Source organism: Leuconostoc carnosum (genome assembly GCF_014207505.1).
Classification (GTDB): Bacteria; Bacillota; Bacilli; order Lactobacillales; family Lactobacillaceae; genus Leuconostoc; species Leuconostoc carnosum.
The window spans coordinates 104292-124970 of sequence record NZ_JACHGL010000002.1; the positions used below are offsets into that span (position 1 = coordinate 104292).

The 20679-nt window shown below is 35.6% G+C and carries 26 protein-coding genes; 22 read left to right on the forward strand and 4 right to left on the reverse strand.

From position 1 onward, the window contains the following. Positions 1 to 17 precede the first annotated feature (17 nt). Positions 18 to 737, reverse strand: coding sequence for a YslB family protein (locus HNQ98_RS02630; RefSeq protein WP_014974032.1), 720 nt, complete (start codon positions 735 to 737; stop codon positions 18 to 20). A 90-nt stretch (positions 738 to 827) separates the two neighbouring features. Between HNQ98_RS02630 and racE the strand changes: the two genes are divergently transcribed. From racE to ruvA, 7 genes are all read left to right on the forward strand, one after another. After that, the gene (gene racE, locus HNQ98_RS02635; RefSeq protein WP_135197249.1) at positions 828 to 1673 is read left to right on the forward strand and encodes a glutamate racemase; all 846 of its coding nucleotides are present in this window, start codon (positions 828 to 830) and stop codon (positions 1671 to 1673) included. Continuing rightward, positions 1673 to 2278, forward strand: coding sequence for an XTP/dITP diphosphatase (locus HNQ98_RS02640; RefSeq protein WP_135197250.1), 606 nt, complete (start codon positions 1673 to 1675; stop codon positions 2276 to 2278). The genes racE and HNQ98_RS02640 overlap by 1 nt, the downstream gene beginning before the upstream one ends. A gap of 5 nt (positions 2279 to 2283) precedes the next feature. Continuing rightward, complete coding sequence (locus tag HNQ98_RS02645; RefSeq protein ID WP_135197251.1) at positions 2284 to 2817, forward strand: YfcE family phosphodiesterase; 534 nt, start codon at positions 2284 to 2286, stop codon at positions 2815 to 2817. Between the two features lie 100 nt (positions 2818 to 2917). After that, complete coding sequence (gene ruvB, locus HNQ98_RS02650; RefSeq protein ID WP_014974036.1) at positions 2918 to 3976, forward strand: Holliday junction branch migration DNA helicase RuvB; 1059 nt, start codon at positions 2918 to 2920, stop codon at positions 3974 to 3976. Beyond that, entirely contained in the window at positions 3976 to 4833 is an 858-nt protein-coding gene (locus HNQ98_RS02655; protein ID WP_014974037.1) for a metallophosphoesterase family protein, read from the forward strand. Before ruvB ends, HNQ98_RS02655 begins: the two co-directional genes overlap by 1 nt. After that, the gene (gene queA / locus HNQ98_RS02660; protein WP_014974038.1) at positions 4830 to 5897 is read left to right on the forward strand and encodes a tRNA preQ1(34) S-adenosylmethionine ribosyltransferase-isomerase QueA; all 1068 of its coding nucleotides are present in this window, start codon (positions 4830 to 4832) and stop codon (positions 5895 to 5897) included. Before HNQ98_RS02655 ends, queA begins: the two co-directional genes overlap by 4 nt. 120 nt (positions 5898 to 6017) lie before the next feature. Then, positions 6018 to 6602: a Holliday junction branch migration protein RuvA gene (gene ruvA / locus HNQ98_RS02665; protein ID WP_014974039.1), complete on the forward strand. Its 585-nt coding sequence runs from the start codon at positions 6018 to 6020 to the stop codon at positions 6600 to 6602. A 32-nt stretch (positions 6603 to 6634) separates the two neighbouring features. On the opposite strand, the gene HNQ98_RS02670 is transcribed toward ruvA, so the two are convergent. Together HNQ98_RS02670 and mscL are read right to left on the reverse strand one after the other, a co-directional pair. Continuing rightward, entirely contained in the window at positions 6635 to 7267 is a 633-nt protein-coding gene (locus HNQ98_RS02670) for a deoxynucleoside kinase (protein WP_014974040.1), read from the reverse strand. Positions 7268 to 7364: 97 nt separating this feature from the next. Beyond that, positions 7365 to 7748, reverse strand: a complete 384-nt coding sequence (gene mscL, locus HNQ98_RS02675; protein WP_014974041.1) for a large-conductance mechanosensitive channel protein MscL — start codon at positions 7746 to 7748, stop codon at positions 7365 to 7367. Between the two features lie 338 nt (positions 7749 to 8086). On the opposite strand from mscL, the gene HNQ98_RS02680 reads away from it, so the two are divergent. From HNQ98_RS02680 to trmD, 14 genes are all read left to right on the forward strand, one after another. Further along, complete coding sequence (locus HNQ98_RS02680) at positions 8087 to 8275, forward strand: hypothetical protein (protein WP_014974042.1); 189 nt, start codon at positions 8087 to 8089, stop codon at positions 8273 to 8275. A 22-nt stretch (positions 8276 to 8297) separates the two neighbouring features. Next, entirely contained in the window at positions 8298 to 8789 is a 492-nt protein-coding gene (locus tag HNQ98_RS02685; RefSeq protein WP_014974043.1) for a PH domain-containing protein, read from the forward strand. After that, positions 8782 to 10260 (forward strand): PH domain-containing protein, encoded by a 1479-nt coding sequence (locus tag HNQ98_RS02690; RefSeq protein WP_014974044.1) that lies wholly within the window; start codon positions 8782 to 8784, stop codon positions 10258 to 10260. Before HNQ98_RS02685 ends, HNQ98_RS02690 begins: the two co-directional genes overlap by 8 nt. A gap of 88 nt (positions 10261 to 10348) precedes the next feature. Further along, positions 10349 to 10762, forward strand: a complete 414-nt coding sequence (gene rpsP / locus HNQ98_RS02695) for a 30S ribosomal protein S16 (RefSeq protein ID WP_014974045.1) — start codon at positions 10349 to 10351, stop codon at positions 10760 to 10762. 223 nt (positions 10763 to 10985) lie between these two features. Further along, positions 10986 to 11180 (forward strand): hypothetical protein, encoded by a 195-nt coding sequence (locus HNQ98_RS02700; RefSeq protein ID WP_135197252.1) that lies wholly within the window; start codon positions 10986 to 10988, stop codon positions 11178 to 11180. A 269-nt stretch (positions 11181 to 11449) separates the two neighbouring features. Further along, the gene (locus HNQ98_RS02705) at positions 11450 to 12838 is read left to right on the forward strand and encodes a BglG family transcription antiterminator (RefSeq protein ID WP_223822757.1); all 1389 of its coding nucleotides are present in this window, start codon (positions 11450 to 11452) and stop codon (positions 12836 to 12838) included. After that, on the forward strand, positions 12831 to 13208 hold the full coding sequence (locus HNQ98_RS02710) for a PTS sugar transporter subunit IIA (protein ID WP_019040422.1): 378 nt from the start codon (positions 12831 to 12833) through the stop codon (positions 13206 to 13208). The genes HNQ98_RS02705 and HNQ98_RS02710 overlap by 8 nt, the downstream gene beginning before the upstream one ends. Next, entirely contained in the window at positions 13198 to 13647 is a 450-nt protein-coding gene (locus HNQ98_RS02715; RefSeq protein ID WP_135197253.1) for a PTS sugar transporter subunit IIA, read from the forward strand. The genes HNQ98_RS02710 and HNQ98_RS02715 overlap by 11 nt, the downstream gene beginning before the upstream one ends. A gap of 14 nt (positions 13648 to 13661) precedes the next feature. Next, a complete protein-coding gene (locus tag HNQ98_RS02720) occupies positions 13662 to 14987 on the forward strand; it encodes a PTS galactitol transporter subunit IIC (RefSeq protein ID WP_135197254.1) in 1326 nt (441 codons plus the stop codon). A gap of 17 nt (positions 14988 to 15004) precedes the next feature. After that, positions 15005 to 15289: a PTS sugar transporter subunit IIB gene (locus tag HNQ98_RS02725; RefSeq protein ID WP_135198314.1), complete on the forward strand. Its 285-nt coding sequence runs from the start codon at positions 15005 to 15007 to the stop codon at positions 15287 to 15289. Positions 15290 to 15466: 177 nt separating this feature from the next. Next, positions 15467 to 17257, forward strand: coding sequence for a DNA-binding protein (locus HNQ98_RS02730; protein ID WP_184284920.1), 1791 nt, complete (start codon positions 15467 to 15469; stop codon positions 17255 to 17257). 70 nt (positions 17258 to 17327) lie between these two features. Next, a complete protein-coding gene (locus HNQ98_RS02735; RefSeq protein WP_184284921.1) occupies positions 17328 to 17813 on the forward strand; it encodes a methylated-DNA--[protein]-cysteine S-methyltransferase in 486 nt (161 codons plus the stop codon). Between the two features lie 12 nt (positions 17814 to 17825). Then, complete coding sequence (gene rimM, locus HNQ98_RS02740; protein ID WP_184284922.1) at positions 17826 to 18347, forward strand: ribosome maturation factor RimM; 522 nt, start codon at positions 17826 to 17828, stop codon at positions 18345 to 18347. Further along, positions 18347 to 19072, forward strand: a complete 726-nt coding sequence (trmD, locus tag HNQ98_RS02745) for a tRNA (guanosine(37)-N1)-methyltransferase TrmD (RefSeq protein WP_184284923.1) — start codon at positions 18347 to 18349, stop codon at positions 19070 to 19072. Before rimM ends, trmD begins: the two co-directional genes overlap by 1 nt. A 283-nt stretch (positions 19073 to 19355) precedes the next feature. On the opposite strand, the gene HNQ98_RS02750 is transcribed toward trmD, so the two are convergent. Beyond that, the gene (locus HNQ98_RS02750) at positions 19356 to 20183 is read right to left on the reverse strand and encodes a helix-turn-helix domain-containing protein (RefSeq protein ID WP_184284924.1); all 828 of its coding nucleotides are present in this window, start codon (positions 20181 to 20183) and stop codon (positions 19356 to 19358) included. Positions 20184 to 20419: 236 nt separating this feature from the next. Between HNQ98_RS02750 and HNQ98_RS02755 the strand changes: the two genes are divergently transcribed. Then, a partial coding sequence (locus HNQ98_RS02755; protein ID WP_184284925.1) for a KxYKxGKxW signal peptide domain-containing protein occupies positions 20420 to 20679 on the forward strand: 260 nt, incomplete at its 3' end.

Consider the following 20679-nt stretch of genomic DNA (forward strand, 5'->3'; position numbering starts at 1 on the left):
GAAGGTGTTTTTTATTTTTATGAAAATGGTGATTGTGAATCTTTTTTTGGTACAGTTGGAATATTAAATGGATCTATTTCGTCACCACTAGATAAGGCACTTAATGGTGATGAATCATCAGTAGGTAAAACGGTGTCGTCAAAATTAAAAGCAAGCAATGAATCTGTAATGGATTGTTCACGCGAAATGTCGTAATCGTTTGGAATAGTCACAATTTTAGCGTGTTCAACGGTGTCGTGAGTTTGTTTTAGGAAAGATTCACGTTTGGCAACTCGTTGTTTGATATCTGAGACATCGACTGTTTCATTCAAATCAGTCACAACTTCAAAGCTGACACCTTCATTTTTTTTCATTAATTTGAAAGTCGCTTCAGCAATGGCACCTGTTTGTACTTCAAGCTGCTGTGCTAAGAAACCAGCTTCCAAACTGAAATCAGCTGTTTTATCAAGAGATATACGTTGTTTTACTAGCTCACCGGTTAAGTACCAACGCTGATTTTTACTATCTTGTGAGGCAATCTCTAAGTTACCGAATCCAGAATGCTCAAAAAATTCAATCACTGAGGATAAGGTATCTGTTGGAAACTGGCGTGCAATTTCTTTACCAGCCCAATAAAGAATATGAGGATAATCCTCTTGTAATAGGTTTTTAAGTAACCCATCCCTAAGAAGCGTCAAGGCAAAACTATTGACTTGAAAATTAGTTTGTAAAATTTTGTTGTAATCGTTGATATTCATATGTTTATATAAACCTTTCAGAACTTTATTATACCAAATTTTAAGCATGAAAAACTTGCATTCTTCGTTTTTCCGTTCATAATTATAGATATGAATAAAAATAATCCAATTGGTATGGTGGATTCTGGCGTGGGTGGCTTAACTGTCATCAAAGAAGCACAGAAACAATTACCCAACGAACAATTTATCTTTATTGGTGATACAGCACGAATGCCTTATGGGCAACGTCCTGTTGATGAAGTCATTGCCTATACATTCCAAATGGCAAATTATTTGATGACAGAAAAACATATTAAATTATTAGTTATCGCTTGTAATACAGCTACGGCTGCTGCGTTACCACAGTTACAGCTGCAACTATCAATTCCAGTCATTGGGGTTATCCAACCTGGTGCAGAAGCTGCTGCGTTACGTACAAAAAATAAAAAAATTGGCTTAATAGCAACGGCGGGCACGGTTAATTCCAAAGCTTACGAAAACCAAATTGCTGATTATGGACAAGATATTACTTTGATGTCACAGGCTGAACCGGATTTTGTTCAACTCGTTGAAAGTAATCACTACAAAACGGCTATAGCTCAAAAGGTAGTGAGCGAGCATTTAGCAACTTTTAAGGAAACGGCCATTGATACATTGATATTAGGTTGTACACATTTTCCATTACTGTCGTCTTTTATTCAAGTAGCAGTTGGACCAGAAGTCCAATTGATTGATGCAGGACGTGAAACTGTTAATTTAATTAGCAGCTATCTTGATAGATATGACTTAAAATCAGAAATTAAATATCAACATGATAATGATACTTATTATACAACCAGTGACCCAGAAATGTTTAAATTGATTGCCACACAGTGGCTAGAACGTCATAATGAGCTTGATGTTCGTCATTTGAATATTATTGGTACTGGTGAAGCACAACATTTGGAGGGTAAATAATGTCTAGATTAATTATTGCCAGTAACAATGCGCATAAAATTTCAGAATTCAAAAAAATGCTTACTGATATTAAGGTAGACCTAACGGTTGTGCCATTGCGTGAATTGGGAGATAATGTACCGGAAATTATTGAAGATGGGACGACTTTTGAGGAAAATGCCACTAAAAAAGCGATGACTATCGCACAAGTAGCACCAAATGACTATATTTTGGCAGATGATTCTGGCTTATCAGTTGATGCTTTAAATGGCGAACCTGGTGTCTATTCAGCACGTTATGCTGGTGATCATAATGATGAAGCAAATATTGACAAAGTATTAGATAAATTGGGCGATACATCAAATAGGCAGGCACATTTTAATAGTGTATTAGTTTTGGTTGGACCAAATAAGCCAACGCTAGTTACTCATGGACAAATTGACGGCGACATAACTAGCCAACGACGTGGAAATAACGGTTTTGGTTATGACCCAATTTTCTTTGTACCGCAGTTTAGTAAAACTTTCTCGGAATTAACTGGTGAAGAAAAAAATAAAGTGAGTCATCGAGGACTTGCTTTGCAGGCGTTGATGGCAAAGTTACCTCGATGGTTGGAAGGAGAATAGTCAGCATGTCAAAATTTCTAATTGTTTCAGATATTCACGGTGACCGTGCGATTCTTGTTGATATATTAAAGCAATGGCATCATCAAGTAGATGGTGTTTTTTATAATGGTGATTCTGAGTTGCCAGCAACTGATGATGTCTTTCACGGCGTATCAACCGTAATAGGAAATATGGATGATGATCAATTTGCTGATGATCAAGTGGTTACAATTGATGGGGTCACTTTTTTCCAGACACATGGTCACTTATATCGTGCCACAAAAGCTAATACTTGGGCAAACCTCGACTTAATGAATCAAGCAGCCAATAAGGCTAAGGCACAAGTTGTGTTATTTGGACATACGCATATCGATGGTGCTACAATTTTTGATCATAAATTATTTATTAATCCAGGATCAACAACTATTCCAAAAGGTCCACGGGCTGTTCTAGGTGGCACATACGCAATATTGACCGCTAGTGACAAAAGTTATGTTGTTAACTTTTATACACGAACGCATCAATTATTGCCTGATTTAACTGTTGAAGTGTCACGTTAATTTGTATTGTCTATCAGACAATATTTTTGTACGCATGAAGTCAGAAATTTAGTGTTTGTTGAGGTCATGAAACGCGCGGAAACGTGTTAAAATTAAAGATATGGAAAATCAACAGGAACCACAATTTAATCAATGGTATGAGACGAATAGTGAGGCTGATCAACTGTTGCGTGATGCGGCTGCCAATGCCACAGAACAACATGATGAGCTTTCTTTGCGACCACAATTTTTGCGTGAATATATAGGTCAAGCTGCCTTAAAAGATGAATTAAGTGTTTATATTTCAGCGGCTAGGCAGCGTGAAGAGGCATTAGACCATGTGTTGCTTTTTGGACCACCCGGATTAGGTAAAACAACATTGGCAATGATTATTGCTAATGAAATGGGTGTTAACATTAAAACAACATCTGGACCTGCCATTGAAAAACCTGGTGATTTAGTTGCGTTACTCAATGAATTAGAACCAGGGGATATTTTGTTTATTGATGAAATCCATCGGTTACCAACTAACATCGAAGAAATTATGTATTCAGCCATGGAAGATTATTTTGTTGATATTATGGTGGGACAAGGTCCTACGGCACGTGCGGTTCATTTTCCTTTACCACCGTTTACTCTCATCGGGGCGACAACACGTCCAGGGATGCTTTCTAAGCCATTACGTGATCGGTTTGGTATTATCAATGCGATGGCATATTATACATCAGATGAACTGCAAGAAATTGTCGTACGTTCATCAGATATTTTTAACGCACCTATCAAACCAGAAGGTGCCTACGAGATTGCCCTACGGTCGCGTGGTACACCACGTATCGCCAATCGATTGTTGAAACGTGTACGTGATTTTGCACAAGTTCAGGGTAAAGATGCCATTGATAAGGGAATTGTTGACATTGCCTTAGATAAATTGCGTGTTGATAATCGTGGTTTAGATGAAACGGATCACAAATTTTTAGGTACGATGATTGATTATTATAATGGCGGACCAGTGGGTCTAAGTACAATAGCGGCTAATATTGGTGAAGAGGCTGAAACCCTTGAATCAATGGTGGAACCTTATTTGTTACAGATTGGTTTTTTGCAACGGACACCACGCGGTCGTGTGGTGACAGAATCCGCATATAGACATCTCAATGTACCCTATCAAAAGGAACTTTAATGGATTATATTATTTCAGATACGCATTTTAATCATGAAAAAATTTTGTATTTTGATAAATCACGAGCTGATTCACTGCGGGCGTTAGGCATAGAGCCAACCATTGAAAACATGGATGAGTATCTTGAAAAGAAATGGAATGAAACCATTGGCAATGAAGACATGGTCTATTTTCTTGGCGACTTGGGCATGTTTAGCAAAAAGCAAGCCTTTGTGGCACAACTTGTTCGACTGAATGGCCAAAAGATTTTTTTCAAAGGTAATCATGATCATTCAGATCAATTAAAGGCAGCATTAAAAGAGCCGGCAACACAATTAATTGAAGTGGTAGAAACAGCAAAAATATTGAAAATCAATGGTCATACGGTGTGGTTAAGTCATTACGCCATTGATGTGCCATATCCTTTAATATCGGTCCATGGACATATTCATGAGGCAGAATATCGATCAGCAGGGATGGTAAATGTATCATTGGATTCTGCTTTAATGCAAACACGACCATTTGGACAACCAATGCCATTAGATGAGTTGGACGCTGTGTTAGTTAAAAATAAAGCAATCATAGCACAAGAATATCATATTGAATCAGAAAACAAGCGCTATGATCGGTTAATTGAACGTGCCTTTGATGAAACAATTACAATTAATAAACCAACTGCTACACAACGCCATGAATTGGCATTATTGGTGGCATATCTTAATCAAAATAATTTAACTTATGCAGATGTTTTGACAAAATTCAATATTCCTAATGTGAATAAGGTTTTGTCATCAGCGGAGAAAGAACAAGTAACGCAAACTGGGTTTGAATTTGAAAAATTAATCGGTATGAAGGGTAATTCAGGTGGAGAAATATGACAGAAGAACAACATTATCAATTATCAGATTTTGATTATGATTTGCCAGAAAGTTTAATTGCGCAAACACCATTGAAGCAACGTGATTCATCACGTTTGTTGGTACTCGATGCTGATACTGGGAGTTATGAAGACAAACATTTTTACGATATTTTAGACTATGTTGCGCCAGGTGATGCCATTGTCATGAATAATTCTCGCGTATTACCAGCACGTCTGCACGGTGCTCGTCCAGAGACTGGGGGACATGCAGAAGTTTTATTATTGCGTCAAGATCATGGCGATGTTTGGGAAACGTTGGTTAAGCCAGCAAAAAAATCACCTGTCGGATCAACAATTGTGTTTGGTGATGATATTGATAACCCAATAATGACAGCTACAATTGTTGGTGAACTTGAGCATGGTGGCCGTTATATCGAATTTCATTATGAAGGTATTTTCATGGAACTGTTGGAGCAATTAGGTGAAATGCCTTTGCCGCCATACATTAAGGAAAAGCTCGCCGATCAAGAGCGATATCAGACAGTTTATTCAAAGGTTGAAGGCTCTGCTGCAGCACCAACAGCTGGTTTACACTGGACACCGGAATTACTGGATAAAATTCGTCAAAAAGGGGTTAAGACAGTAGAACTCACATTACATGTTGGTTTAGGCACTTTCCGACCAGTTGAAGAAGAAAACATCGAAGATCACAAGATGCATTCTGAGTTTTATCAACTTAGTCAAGAAGCGGCCGATACTTTAAATGAAGTGCATGAGTATGGTGGCCGTATTATTGCTACAGGAACTACATCAATTCGTACGTTGGAAACAATTGGCTCAAAGTTTGATGGCCATTTACAAGCGGACTCCGGTTGGACTGATATTTTCATTAAGCCAGGTTATCACTGGACGATGGTTGATGCTTTCATCACTAATTTTCACTTACCAAAATCAACACTTGTGATGTTGGTAGCTGCTTTTACAGGGCGCGAGAATATTTTAAATGCCTATCAGCATGCTGTTAATGACAAATATCGTTTCTTTAGTTTTGGGGATGCTATGTTCATTAAACGAGAGCGGTAATATCTTATTAATCAACAAATAAATGCGTCAGGTCATTGTGTGTGACGTATTTTTCTTGTGCTATTACAGGCTAATTCATTGAATAATAAATTAGCATAAACCAGTTAAGGGAGACAAAGGGTGTACGAATATATCAATGGACTTGTTACGAATATCTATCCGGCTTATTTAGTGATTGCCGATCGTAGTGGTGTTGGCTATAAATTATTTGTGGCAAATCCTTATCGATTTGAGCAAAACGTTGAATCACACGTATATGTAGAGCAAGTAGTTCGTGAAAATGAGCTCACATTATATGGTTTTATTGATGAAAATGAAAAGGCTTTATTCAATAAATTGATCAACGTGTCAGGCATTGGACCTAAAAGTGCATTGGCAATTTTGGCGAATGGTGATTCAGAAGGACTAGTTAATGCCATAGCTAATGAAGATCCGACCTATTTAATGCAATTTCCTGGGGTTGGTAAAAAAACGGCTCAGCAAATTGTACTTGATTTGAAAGGTAAGTTGGATGACATGGCAGTTTCAGTTGGTATGCCAGCTTCTAAAGCAAAAACAAATCAAGCGCTAACTGATGCATTAGAAGCCTTGGAGTCGTTAGGCTACAGCGCAAAGGAAGTTGCAAAACTTGAGAAACAACTGGCTGCTAATCATGACACTACTGACGGTTATATTCGTTCAGCTTTGAAATTACTGGTCAAATAAAAAACACATTTCAATTTGAAATGTGTTTTTTATTAACGAATAGTTTTTAAAGCATCTTCAATTTGTTGAAGAATAATCTGTTGGTTTTTTTCATTCTCTAGGTCATAAGTTTGTAGATCAATTTTGATTTTTGGTGAGGCATCATATGAATTAAACCAATTTTGATATGCTGACCACATGCGGAAATAATATTGCCGCAAATCGTCATTACCCTCAAATTGTTCATAATCACGTCCACGTTTTTTAATACGATATAAAATCGTTTCAAAATCAGTTTCGGCATATACCATTAAATCAGGTGCTTTTTTTGGTAACTGCTGTAATTCTGACATCATATTGTCAAGTAACTGAGTATAGACAGTCATTTCAGAATCTGTAATATTACCATCTTTGTGGTTTTCAGATGTAAATAGGGCATCTTCATAAATTGAACGGTCTAGGACATTATTGTCATCTGCTAGTGCACGTTTAATCATATCAAAACGACGGTTTAAAAAATAAATTTGTAGCAAAAAACCATACTGCTTTGGGTCTGAGTAATAAAGTGGGAGGACAGGATTGTCACCCACAGGTTCGTAAAATGCTTTTGTACCAAAATGTTCAGCAATTAATCCAGTTAAGGTTGTTTTGCCAACGCCAATCATGCCCGCCGTAATAATCACCATAACGACCTCCAATAATTTAATAACTCATTAACTATACAAAAAAACTACCCAAACGACAAGGACAGCGAATGGGTAGTTTTGGAACAAAACACGAACGTTATGCTTTTTTCTGAGCATCTAACAAATCACGAATTTCTGAAAGTATTTCCAATTCAGGGTTAACGGGCACTTCTTCTTCGACTTTTTTGGTACGTAGTACACGGTTTATGACTTTGATAATCATGAATACAACAAAGGCTGTGATCAAGAAATTAATGAAATCATTGATGAAAGCACCATATTTAAATGTAAGTTGCTTAGTAATTATTAATTCAAGATTGGCAAGATCAGTCGTACCACCAGTACAGAAACCAATAATTGGTGAGATTAGGTTAGTGGTCAATGATTTAACTAACCCTGTGAATGCACCACCAATAATGACACCAACGGCTAAATCGAGCACATTACCACGCATGATAAATGTTTTAAATTCTGAAAACATAGTTATTAATTTGCGATTAGGCACAGCGGGACAACAGTTAAATGGTTTTATTGCCAAACAGTGTTATGATTTCTAATCGCACTCCCTTCAAAAGTATATATATTTATTTTACATGAGTTTGGAATGATTATAAAGACATACTTAGAACTTTACTTAATTTTGATTTAATTTATAGAACTTTAATGTTTCTGGTCGTGATATATGTGTCAAAAATTAAACATAAATAGGTTAAGCTTACTTACAATATGTAGTATATCAGTCTATAACCTCGTTTTCTCATGCAATAAAATGATAGTCATGATAAAATAAACCTAATCGTCTACAGGGAGAATATTAAGATGGAAAAAGATCAACTATCATTATGGCATGAACAACTCATTGCCATTATTAAGGATGTCAACACACCACATACATTGGGTGGTATTACTAATGAAGCTAATCGTGCACATGACGCACGATTAGCCCGTCGTGCGCTTGATCAATTAATTATCTTGAGTGAAGAAATTAACGCACAACGTGAAGAATAATGCTTCGGGGGGAGTGAATATTATGTTACCAGATAACGCGCAAAAACTACCAAAATCAGTCAAAATTGTTTGGCTGATTCATACAAGTATCGCTTTTGTTTTGATTTTGGCTGTTGGTTTAGTCATCAATAGTTTTTTCTTAAACCATTGGCAAAATATTTTAGCCACTATTATTCAAGTTATTTTTGTACTAGTACTACTGTGTTTACTTGCTTATGCTTTACTGATTCCTTATTACTATCGTTTTCATCAGTATGTCATTAATCCGCATTCTGTCTCAATTTATAAGGGCTTTTTCTGGCGTCAGTCACAAACAATTCCGTTAAATCGTATTCAAAATGTTGATACTGTGCAAGGCCCAATCTTAAACATTTTCAAGTTGCAAAAATTATCAATTGTCACTGCAGCCAATGCTTTCACTATTAATGCAATTGATGAAAAGACGGCGCTACAGTTACGTGATCAATTAATTCAAGCTGCACGACAAGCACGTGAGGTGGATACCGATGACTAAGGAAATAGGGCATCGCCAGCCAAAGGTTGCCATCATACGTGAGGTGCTCAATGTTTTTGTATCATTGATTTGGCCGGCTTTTTTTGGTATTTTGCGATTTTCTGGTTCAAGGGTATTTCAATTAGGAATTGTAGTTATTCTTTTATTAGTTTCATTAGCATTTGGTTTTCTTAAGTGGTATTTTTTTACTTATATCACGACGGAACACGAAATTTCTTTAAAACGTGGTATTTTTGCTAAAAAACATGTGCATTTACCTTTTGAAAGAATACAAACAATTACCCGTAATCAGCCGATTTATTTTCAACCGTTTGATGTGTTCCATGTCACAATCGAAACATCTGGTAAAAGTCAGGATAAAATAGAATTTAGTGCACTGACGCTGCCTCAAATTGAACATATTGAAAATCTACGTCGACGATCACAAACTAAAAGTGCTGAAGTTATTAAAACTTTATCAGAGCAACCTGCCATTGCGGCAAGTTATCAAATCAATGATCGTGATTTATGTTTATTTGCGTTGACTTCATTAGGTAGTTTAGGAACAGTAGGGGCAATATTCCTTATTTTTTCGCAAGTCCAAGAGTTTCTGCCAGCAACATTGTCAAGACAATTCACTGCTTGGTTAAATCAGCAAAATGTAACAATTTTTATTGGGCTAGTGATGATATTTATTATTTTTGGTTTTCTGCTGTCATTTTTTAAATTATACAGCCAATATTTTCAGTTTAAAATATCACGAATCGGTCAGCATTTAGCAATCACGCGTGGTTTATTCACTAAGCAAAATGTCCAATTACGCGTATCACGTGTGCAAGCAGTGCATTTTCAACAATCATTGTTACGTCGGTTAGTCAAACTCGTCTCAGTCGATGTATTATTGGCTTCATCTGTCAATAATACAAAAGGGGAAGTTAAACAGACTAGTATCATGCCAGTTGTGAGAATGAGCAGTGCAGGTGAAGTGATTCAGCCATTTTTGCCCCAATATCATTTTATAAACCCGACTAATAGTATGAATGCTAACCGTGCCTTGTGGTATCGTCTGAATATGATTTTTTGGTTAGATATCTTCATTGCCAGCTTGATTTGGATCACTTATTATATCACTAAGTGGACAATTCATTTTCATTTGACCTATGATCTACCATTGTTAATTATTTGTACGATTTTATTAATTGGTTACTCACTGTTAGCTAGTTGGTGGCAAATGATGGATCAACGCATACAAGTTGACGGTCAGTACTTGATTGTACAATTATCATCAAATTTCACAAAGCACACTTATTATATGCCACGTGAAAAAATTCAAAGTATTGCAACATCGCGTAGTATGTTGTTAATCAACAAGCACATAACACATTTACATATTACAGTGCGTGATGGTGATAGTGCGCGAAGGTTAACATTGCGCTATTTACAAGAACCTTTAGTTAAAAAAATCAATAGCTGGATTGTCGATGTCAAGTAAAACCCCTTGACATCAAATGCTGTTCGTGGCATAATAAGAGAGTAATATAAGTGTAAAAAGCACATAAGAAATATGGAGGACATATAATATGTCAGTAAAAATTCGTTTGAAGCGTATGGGTGCTAAGAAGCGTCCTTTCTACCGTGTCGTTATCGCTGATTCACGTTCACCACGTGATGGTCGTTTTATTGAAACTGTTGGAACATACAACCCAATTACACAACCTGCTGAAATCAATTTGGATGAAGCAAAGATTTTGTCATGGTTGAGCAATGGTGCACAACCATCAGATACTGTACGTAACTTGTTGACACATACTGGTATTTTAGCAAAGTATGCTGCATCAAAGGCAGGTAAGAAGCCAGCATCAGCAAAGACTGCTACTTCATCTGCAAAGCCAACAGAAAAGAACACAGTTGCCGAAATCAAGGCATACTTGGATGCTAATGGTACAACTTATGCATCATCAGCTAAGAAGGCTGATTTGTTGGCATTGGTATAATTAAGTGAGAAAGTAATTGCCATAATTATTATGGCAATTACTTTTTTTTACTGTTGTTAGAGTAGTTTCATCAATCAATTTTATTTTATCCAGTATTAGATAGGTGACATATTATCAATACTACTGTTTAATATTTTACTGTCGGTAATTAATATCGGTCTGAATAATTTCCTATCTGGTTTAGATGGTGCCATTCAGTATAGTTAGGTGCTATACTTGGCGTATGTTATTCATTGATATGGGTGGTTCAATAACCAAAGAGAGCCATGTATTAGGGACAGGCACTTTGGTTGAAATAGATTCACTTGGTGGAACAGTGATAAAAGGTGCGATTATGTCTGATACAATATATTTAGCACATGCACTTCTAAGTTTTATAACTGCACCAGTTCTGTCAGGTGTTGTTAGGTTGGCTTGACATTAAACTGTTAGTATCATATGGAGCTATTTTCATTATTGAAATGATAAATTCGCCATTGTTTTAAATATTCTTTATAATAATTTTAGGGTAATTGTTTTATGGTTTCTTTAAAAAAATCAAAAAACCTAATCAGTCCATGTGCTGATTAGGTTTTTTTGATGTCTTATTTTGCTTTTTTGAATAAATGTCTAAAGCAATGGACATATTAAAGTGTAAGCGGTAACAATAGTGACGTATACTATATTTATAGAGATGGAGGTGAAAAAATGAGCATGTTAGAAAATCGTGTGTTAATGTTTTTGGGAAAACAAGTTGATTTTGTAACTGCACAAGAAATTTCAGAAACATTAGGATCTTCAACAAAAACAGTTTATCGATTGATTAGTAAATTAAATACAACCGAGAAAGTAATTCAATCTCAACGGGGACGAGGCTATCGCTTAGTTAAAAAAGTAGCCCTTCTAACAGAAGAGCAACAAGAGGCACAAAAATCAATAAATCTAGCAATTACAATTTTGACACAATTCCCAAAAGCCGTGAATCGTTGGGAATTAACTGATCAATTTTATGTATCTGATTCTACATTATCACGGTATTTATCATTTTTAAATACTAAATTACTGCAGTTTAGAATACAATTACAGCGATCGGATGGACAGGTGCGAGCTGTTGGTACAGAGGTGCAATTACGAAAAGCGCTGAATTATTTTTTATTAGAAGAAACAAGAACAGGAAAAGTTTTAGATAATATTAGTGATATTTTTCCAAATGTATCTGATAATGATCGTCAATTTATAAGCGCGCAAATGGTACTTATTGAAACTGAATTATCTGTTCAAATTTTAGATCCGTACACGATTAATATTTTCTCACATTTGTATATTTTAATTCAGCGTGTACGTCAAAAACGGTATGAGGAACAATTAAATTTAACCAGTTTAACGCAATATGATGAAAAACTAACGGTTGTTGCAAGAAAAATCATTGATAATTTAGGTCACTATCTCAATGATTCCATTCACTCACAAGAAGTTGAAAATTTATTAGTCTACCTTGTAGGATTACGATACAACAAAAATTTAGATGATAGCAAAGATGACGAAGCGCATCGATTAGTGAGTTTCATCATTCAAAATATATCGCTTGGGAAACACGTTAATCGTAACAATTTAATAAAAGGATTATTAGGGCACGTGAGACCTATGATTCATCGCATTACGGCGAATATATCAATCATTAATCCTCTGCTAAACGATATTAAATTTAATTATGAAGATGCTTTTAATAATATAAAAGAAATAACACAAAAATCGTCCTATATTATTTCAGATGATGAAGTGGGATTTCTAACACTGTACGTTGTCCGTGCTATAGAAGATGCTACAAACTATAAACGTGTACTAATTATGTGTTCAACAGGAGTTGGAACAGCACAACTATTGCAGACAAAGGTTAGACATTCATTTCCTGATTTTGATATTGTAGATGTTATATCATCGAAAACATATCAAAAGGATTTAAAAAAATATCAAGATATTGATTTAGTGATTTCTACTGTTCAGGTACCTTATCCGACGGTGTCACCAATTATTCAAGTTAGTGCTTTATTTAATGAAGGTGATAAAAGACGCGTGAAGGATTTAGCTTATGGATAGATATATTTTTGAAACAATGAGTGAGCAAAAATCTATATCACAGTTAGTGGCAAAACATTTTAATTTAGTGCAACATGTGGTTGAACAGGCAATAATTCAACGTAATCAATTAGGGAGTGTGCAAATTGCTCCTGATATTGATTTACCACATGTGGTCTTGCCGAATCTATCTTACCAGGGCATTTTGTTATTACGAAGCTGGGATAAATTCCATTTAATAATGATTATCGATAACCAATATCCATCGAAAAATATTTTAACTGTACTTAATTTTTTTCTTAGCGATACTGGTTTAAAAAAATTGAGAACAATAATAACCCAACAAGATTTAACTTATATAATAAAAGAGGTATTAAAACATGCTCGATGATAAAGTAATAGTACTAGATTCTGAAGCTCAGAATAGAACAGAAGCACTTAAACTGTTAGCAAAAAAATTTGTTGATCATAAGATTGTCCAGACGTCTTTTATAGAAGCAGTGTTAAAACGAGAAGAAAGTTTTCCAACTGGATTGGCAACTGAAATTATTGGTGTCGCAATACCGCATACTGATGTGCAACATGTTATACGTTCACAAATTGGTGTCATGAGATTAAAGGCACCTGTAAATTTTTTCCAAATGGGTGACGGGAAAGACGTACCAGTCAAGATTATATTTATGCTAGCGTTAACGAAACCACATGAGCAGTTAGAGATGTTACAAAAACTAATTGGCCTTATTCAAAATAAAAAACTTTTAATTAAAATTTTGAATACTAACAGTATTGAGAATGTTATTTCAATTTTGGAAACAGCAGGTATTGAGTAAGAAAGGACATTATAATGGGGATTATTAGATGGTTATTGAACGCAGGTCCAACCGTATTTTTACCAATGTTATTATTCGTATTTGGATTATTTTTACGAATTAAAGTAGGGAAAGCATTTAAAGCAGCTTTAATGGTTGGTATTGGTTTTACGGGTTTAAATCTAGTTATTGAATTATTGACTGATAATTTAGGTCCGGCAGCTCAGTCGATGGTCCGGAATTTTGGGCTAACACTTAGCTCGATTGATGTTGGATGGCCAGCAGCATCGGCGATTTCATACGGCACAACATTAGGAAGTTTGGCCATTCCAATTGGTGTTGCTTTAAATGTTATTTTGTTAGTTATAGGGCTAACTAAAACCTTAAACGTCGATCTATGGAATTACTGGCATATTGCATTTACTGGGTCGTTAGTGTATGCAGCGACAAATAACTTTGCTTTGGGCTTGGCAACAATGATAGTTCATGCGATGTGGATTTATTTCTTAGCTGATTTGGCAGCACCTACGATTCAAAAACACTATGGGTTAGAAGGTATTTCTTTTCCTCAAGGTGCTTCTGCACCTGGATTTGTGATCGCATTACCTATTAATTGGGTTTTGGATCGAATTCCAGGTATTAAAAGTATTCATTGGACACCAGAAACCATACAAAAACGATTAGGTGTTTTTGGCGATTCAGCAGTCATGGGCCTTATTATTGGGTTGATTATCGGATCATTAGCGCAGTATGATATTACTAAAATTTTGAATTTAGGTATTACCACATCTGCTGTTTTAATTTTAATGCCGCGTATGGTAGCTTTATTGATGGAAGGACTATCACCAATTTCTGAAGCAGCCAATCAGTTAGTACAGAAAAAATTTCCTGGACGTGACTTGTACATCGGTATGGATTCTGCCTTGGCTGTTGGACAGGAAGCAGTGTTATCTGCTTCATTAATTTTAGTACCATTATCGCTATTGATTGCTGTTATTTTGCCAGGGAACACAGTGTTACCCTTTGGAGATTTAGCAACAATACCATTTATGATTGCAGTTATGGCTGCAGTATTCGGTGGAAATGTTTTTAGAATTGTGATTGGTGGCATAATAGATATTGCTATCTCATTATGGATTGCGTCTTGGATTGCACCATTGCTAACAATTGCTGCTAAATCAGCTCATTTCTCAATGAACGGCGCGTCTTCCATCTCAGTGTTGTCAGATGGAGGTGCTTGGACAACACTGCTAATTGTTGGGTTAGGTAAATTATTAAGCTGGGGTGGTATCACGGTTGCTGGCATGATTGTTCTTGCTTTGATGATTTGGTTGAATAAATTTCATACGAAACGTATATAAAAAGGAGTAATAAAATGATAAAGTCACTGATGGTAGTGTGTGGTACAGGAATTGCAACATCAACAATTGCTACAGGAAAAATTAAAGAGTTTCTAACCTCAGAAGATAAAGTTAACGAAGTTAAATTTTTACAATCAAAAATTTCTGATGAGGTTAGCGCTATTCGAAACGGCGATTATGATATCGTAGTTTCAACGACAATGGTGCCACATGAAATTCAAGATAAGGTTATTAATGGTGTTGCTTTATTAACAGGTGTGGGCACACAGAAAGTTTTCGATCAAATTAAAGCAGCACTTTAATTTTTGGTCTATGCTTTCTTCAAAAAGTATCAGATTATAAAACCTAATTGGGAAACATGCCAATTAGGTTTTTTGATTATCTACATAATGATGGCTGTTTACTATCTTTGTTATCATTGTTACTTTATAATTGATAATGATAGATATGCTATTTTACGCACTGTTAAGGAGAATTTTATGTTATTAGATTTTATCAACGTGACATTAGTGTTTAGTATTGGTATGTTACTGGCTAATGTTATTGCTGTTGCACTAAATAGGCGCTGGTTATGGTTTCTTACTACAACTATCATTGAGTTCGTTGTTATTTATTTGGCACTTTATATTCAATTACCCCCTAAAAACCTAACGACATTATTAAATGTTAATATTTTTTTGGCAGTTGCTGCGGCAATTGTTAACTTTTTAGGTAATGCTGGTTTGTCAGCGATTGACAAGATACGCGAATTTGGTGAAAATAATAAGCATGTTAATGCGGTCAATATATCACTGAAACAAACAAGCTTTTTGAAGCGCTATGTATGGGTATTATTAATTCCAATCGTACTTTGGATTATTGTTGGTGGGACGTCGTTCGTCACACGCATTACCAGTATTAATAATGTATACGATTCCATTCCAACACAAAAGAAGCGGTCAGCAGAATTACTGACATCAGCTAAAGAAATGCCGATTGCTTTAGCGCCAGAAACCGCTAAACGTAAGATGCAACAAAAGTTCAGTGTCATTCCTAATTCTAATATGTATGAACTGGATGGCATTACGGCTCAAACAATCAACGGGCAGTACGTTTACGTTGCAACCGTTGAATTTAATGGATTCTTCAAGTGGCTTAAAAATAGATCTGTGCCAGGATATTTCATGATTAGCGCCACAGATGTCAATGCACAACCAAAATTTGTTAAAGAACCTTTGAAATATAGCCCATCGGCTTATCTTAATGATGATGCCGCACGTAAGATATATGCAGCCGCGCCCACATATGCTAGTACGGGTCGTATGAATTTAGAAGTCGATGATAATGGGACACCATACTATGTTCAAACTTTGTACCGCGAGTACGGTGTTTCTGGTCGCATGAAGTTCAATGAATTTAAAACAGCGGTGCTGAATGCCCAAACGGGTGACGTTAATGTTTATGATGCGCAAAAAGCGCCAAAGTTTATTGATGCACCAATTACAAGTGCTGCTGCTAATCAAATGAATGAGTTCTATGGTCGTTATCAAAAGGGTTGGTGGAACCAGACAGCCTTTGGTGCCAAGCGTGATGTGAAGGTACCAACAGATAATGGTGTCTATGCTGCGGGTCAAATTACGCCTTTGATCGATTCAAAGGGGAATTTAGTCTATTTCACTGATTTTACATCGGGGAATAATGATCAGGACTCTGCTTTAGGTTATTCATTGGTGGATGCTAAAACAGGACAATTGACGTATTATCGGGATACACGCTCAGGCTTAATGGATTCTGATGGTGCAATTAGTATTGCGGACAAAATCTATCCAGAAAAGAAATGGCAAGCAAAAATGCCGATCTTGTATAACATTGATGGCACACCAACTTGGGTAATATCCTTGCTAGATAGTAAAGGTATCTTTAAGAAGTATGTCTATATCAATGCAATTGATAACGATATTGTTATTGATGGTGATAATGCACAGGAAGCACTGGATGATTATCGTAATGATTTGGCTGAATCAAAGTCCAATAATCGATCAACTGATACTAAACTGGCAAAATCAATTTCGGGGAAAGTATCACGTGTAGCTTTGGTCAATGATGGTAAAACAACCATTGTGAACTTCATGTTAGAGAATCAAGCGACTGTATTCCGTATAGACGCTGATAGCGCGCCAACAACTGTCTTTTTGAAGGTAGGCGATAATGTTAGCTTTAAAGCTAATATGTTGGATAAAGCTAAAGTAGCAACGATTGAAGATATCGATATTGATAGCTTGAAAAAATAATATTTTAAACGACGACTGATGATGTGGTCGTTTTTTTATTGTTATTGATTACTTATGATAAACTAAAGGTATGATTATTTATGAGACAATAACTTTTTTAGGTGGACAATTGACGTTGTTTAAACAAGATGATGCCTTGGTTTTTGTGAGCTTAGCAGACGATGGTGTTGCTGATTTTAAAAGCTTTTATCCAACAGTTGATGTGGCAGTAGGTAACGTGCTAGAAGTAGCATTGTTTAAGCAATACGCAGCAGGTGAAGTCATCGACTGGCGACAATTAAAAATTAATTATCTCTCAGGCACCAAATTTCAGCGAGAGGTATGGCTAGCAATGCATAATATGTTGCCTCACGAATATTTGACTTACGCAGAATTGGCGCAACGTGCTAACCATCCAACGGCAATTCGTGCGGTTGCTAGTGCCATCGGGAAGAATCCGCTGACAATTATCAATGCTTGCCATCGTATTTTACCAAAAAATGGGGGCATTGGCCAATATCGCTATGGTTCGCACATAAAAGCAGAATTATTGGCGTTAGATAGGGTTAAAATCTGATATAATAACACTATGACAAATACAGATAATTTATTTAAAGTTGGCACAATTGTCAACACACACGGTATCCGTGGTGAAGTTAAAATCATGGCAATTACAGATTTCCCGGAAAATCGCTTTAAAAAAGGTGTTGAATTACAAATTGATACAAAACAAGGCTTAGTTCCCATGACGGTGCAATCTTCAAGATTGCATAAAAATATGTGGCTAGTTTTGTTTGAAGGTATCACGAATATCAACGAAATTGAAAAATATAAAACTGATGATATCTATGTTGCTAGTGATGAGCGACAAGAACTTGAAGATGATGAATACTATTATGATGAGATCATCGATAGCCGGGTAGTTGACTTGACTGGTAATGTCATTGGTATTGTTTCTGAAATTATGACCACAGGTGCTAATGATGTTTGGGTTGTGAAGCGTGAGGGACAACCTGATGCTTTGATTCCAATGATTGATGATGTTGTCAAATCAGTTGATGTTGACAATAAGTTAATCACGATTGACGCACTGGAAGGGCTTTTGGACTAATGCGAATTGATGTTTTAAGTTTATTCCCTGATATGTTTACACCATTAAAACAATCCATTTTGGGTAAAGCTATTGATAAAGGCGCTTTAGATTTTCACGTGACTGATTTTCGTGATTATACTGAAAACAAGCACAATAATGTGGATGATTATCCCTTTGGTGGGGGTGCGGGGATGCTACTCATGGCGCAACCCATTTTCGATGCGATGGCAGCTGTTGAAAAAGAAGCTGGTGATAAGGGACATGTGGTCTTGTTAGATCCCGCAGGTCGTCAGTTTGATCATCATGTTGCAGAAGAATTAGCGCAAAAAGAACATATTACTTTCATTGCTGGTCACTATGAGGGCTATGATGAGCGGATTCGTGAGTTGGTTGATGATGAAATTTCACTTGGTGATTATGTGCTGACCGGTGGCGAATTGGGGGCAATGGTCATTATTGATGCAACTGCTCGTTTTTTGCCTGATGTATTGGGTAACCAAGCCAGTGCTACTGAGGACTCATTCCAAGACAATCTCTTGGAATTTCCACAATATACGCGTCCAGCTGATTTTAGAGGCCGTCAAGTACCTGATGTCTTGATGAGTGGTAACCATGCAAAAATCGCTGAATGGCGTTTGAAAGAATCGCTACGTCGCACATGGCAACGCCGACCTGATTTATTGGAAGCACGACAGTTAACTAATGAAGAACGTGATTTACTAGATGATGTGAAGCAAGAGTAAGCTAAGCGCTTGAGCATGATACCGTGATTATGTTATCAAAGTAGCGCGATATACATCTGAAAACACGTGTTAAAATAATATTTATTTTTCAATGACAATCATTAATATGATTGTCATTTTTTTGATTTAAGACTGTTAAGTGCTTAATATCAATACGAAAGCCCTAAAATATTGTCAAATATTTTAGGGCTTTCACATTTAAAAACTATTATATTTTTGTATTAAATGATAAAAATGAATGAAGCATCATTTAATAGAGAGATATCAAAAATTATCAATAACATTATTTTAAGTAAATTGACTGAATAAGATTGAATTTTTTTTTAAGATAAGGATTATTCAAATAGTCTGTAACGATGTATGCTTGGTTTATTTTTTTTGTATCATGCTGATATAGTGCAATTAAAAACAAAAACCATACTTTGAAATTTGAATTTTCTCTGATTTTTAGGTCATCTAATTTTAAAAGTATCCAATCAGTAATCACATCTTTTTTTTGTACAATACTGCTTTCTAAGTATTTGACAATTAATGTCAGAATGATATCGCTCACATAAACTTTATTTTCTGTCCTTATGTATTGCACTAAAATATCAGAAATGTATGGTTTTATTTTTTCAGAAGGCATCATATTTAATGTACATTCTAATAAATAAATATCATAAAGTTGCCATCTCATGATTTGATCAAAATATTTTAAAAGTAAATTCTGATCATTTAATGATGCTAACTTGAATGTCCTATGATAGATGGTTGCTTGTATCATAAGCATTTGGTGTTTATGTTTAAGTGTTAGCGCGTTGGTTGCTTGTATGTCTGAATATTTCTGTTCTAAAGCTGTTGTATCAGTAGACATATATTTTTCATTGAGATCATTTCTAAATTCAGTAATGTCTGTGCCAACTTTATAATATGAGTGAAAATATTCTTCGATCGTAAGATCCAATGTTTTACAAATGAGATGAATGGTTTGAAGGTTTGGCAGTATCTGACCATTTTCTATTCTTGAAACCATTGCCTGTGAACCGATTATCCGGCCTAATTCACTTTGTGAGATATTTTTGATCTTACGCCTCTCCTTTATTAAATTGAAAGTGACATCTTTTTGCATAGTATTTCCTTTCTGTTTGTAAAAAATATAACAATTAATTATTATCCTGCATTTTGACATAATTTCGACTTATTTATTATTGGATAATCAATATTGAATAAAGTGAAAAACTGTACAGCATGCGTTATAAAATAACATGGTAAAGGTCAATAACTTTTACAAGTACGTGGAATTCCTAAAAAATATAATGGAATTAAAAGAAAATCATCAGAAAAGAGAAGAATGGTGGCGATGGAATGAGGAATGAAAGAGTAGTGTGTGAACGTAAGAAATTGTATAAATCAGGGAAAATATTGGTGACAGCTGGGATTTTTTCTCTAGCCATATTCGGTGCTACAATATCTGATAGTCGTGCTGATATAATAAATACTAATAGCACAACAATAACTGTTAATGAGGATTATGCAAAAAAACAACCCAACTTATCACCAACAGACAAAACAGTTGAAGCACCAGTAAAAGATACTACAACAGTACCAGCAACAGGCAAAACAGT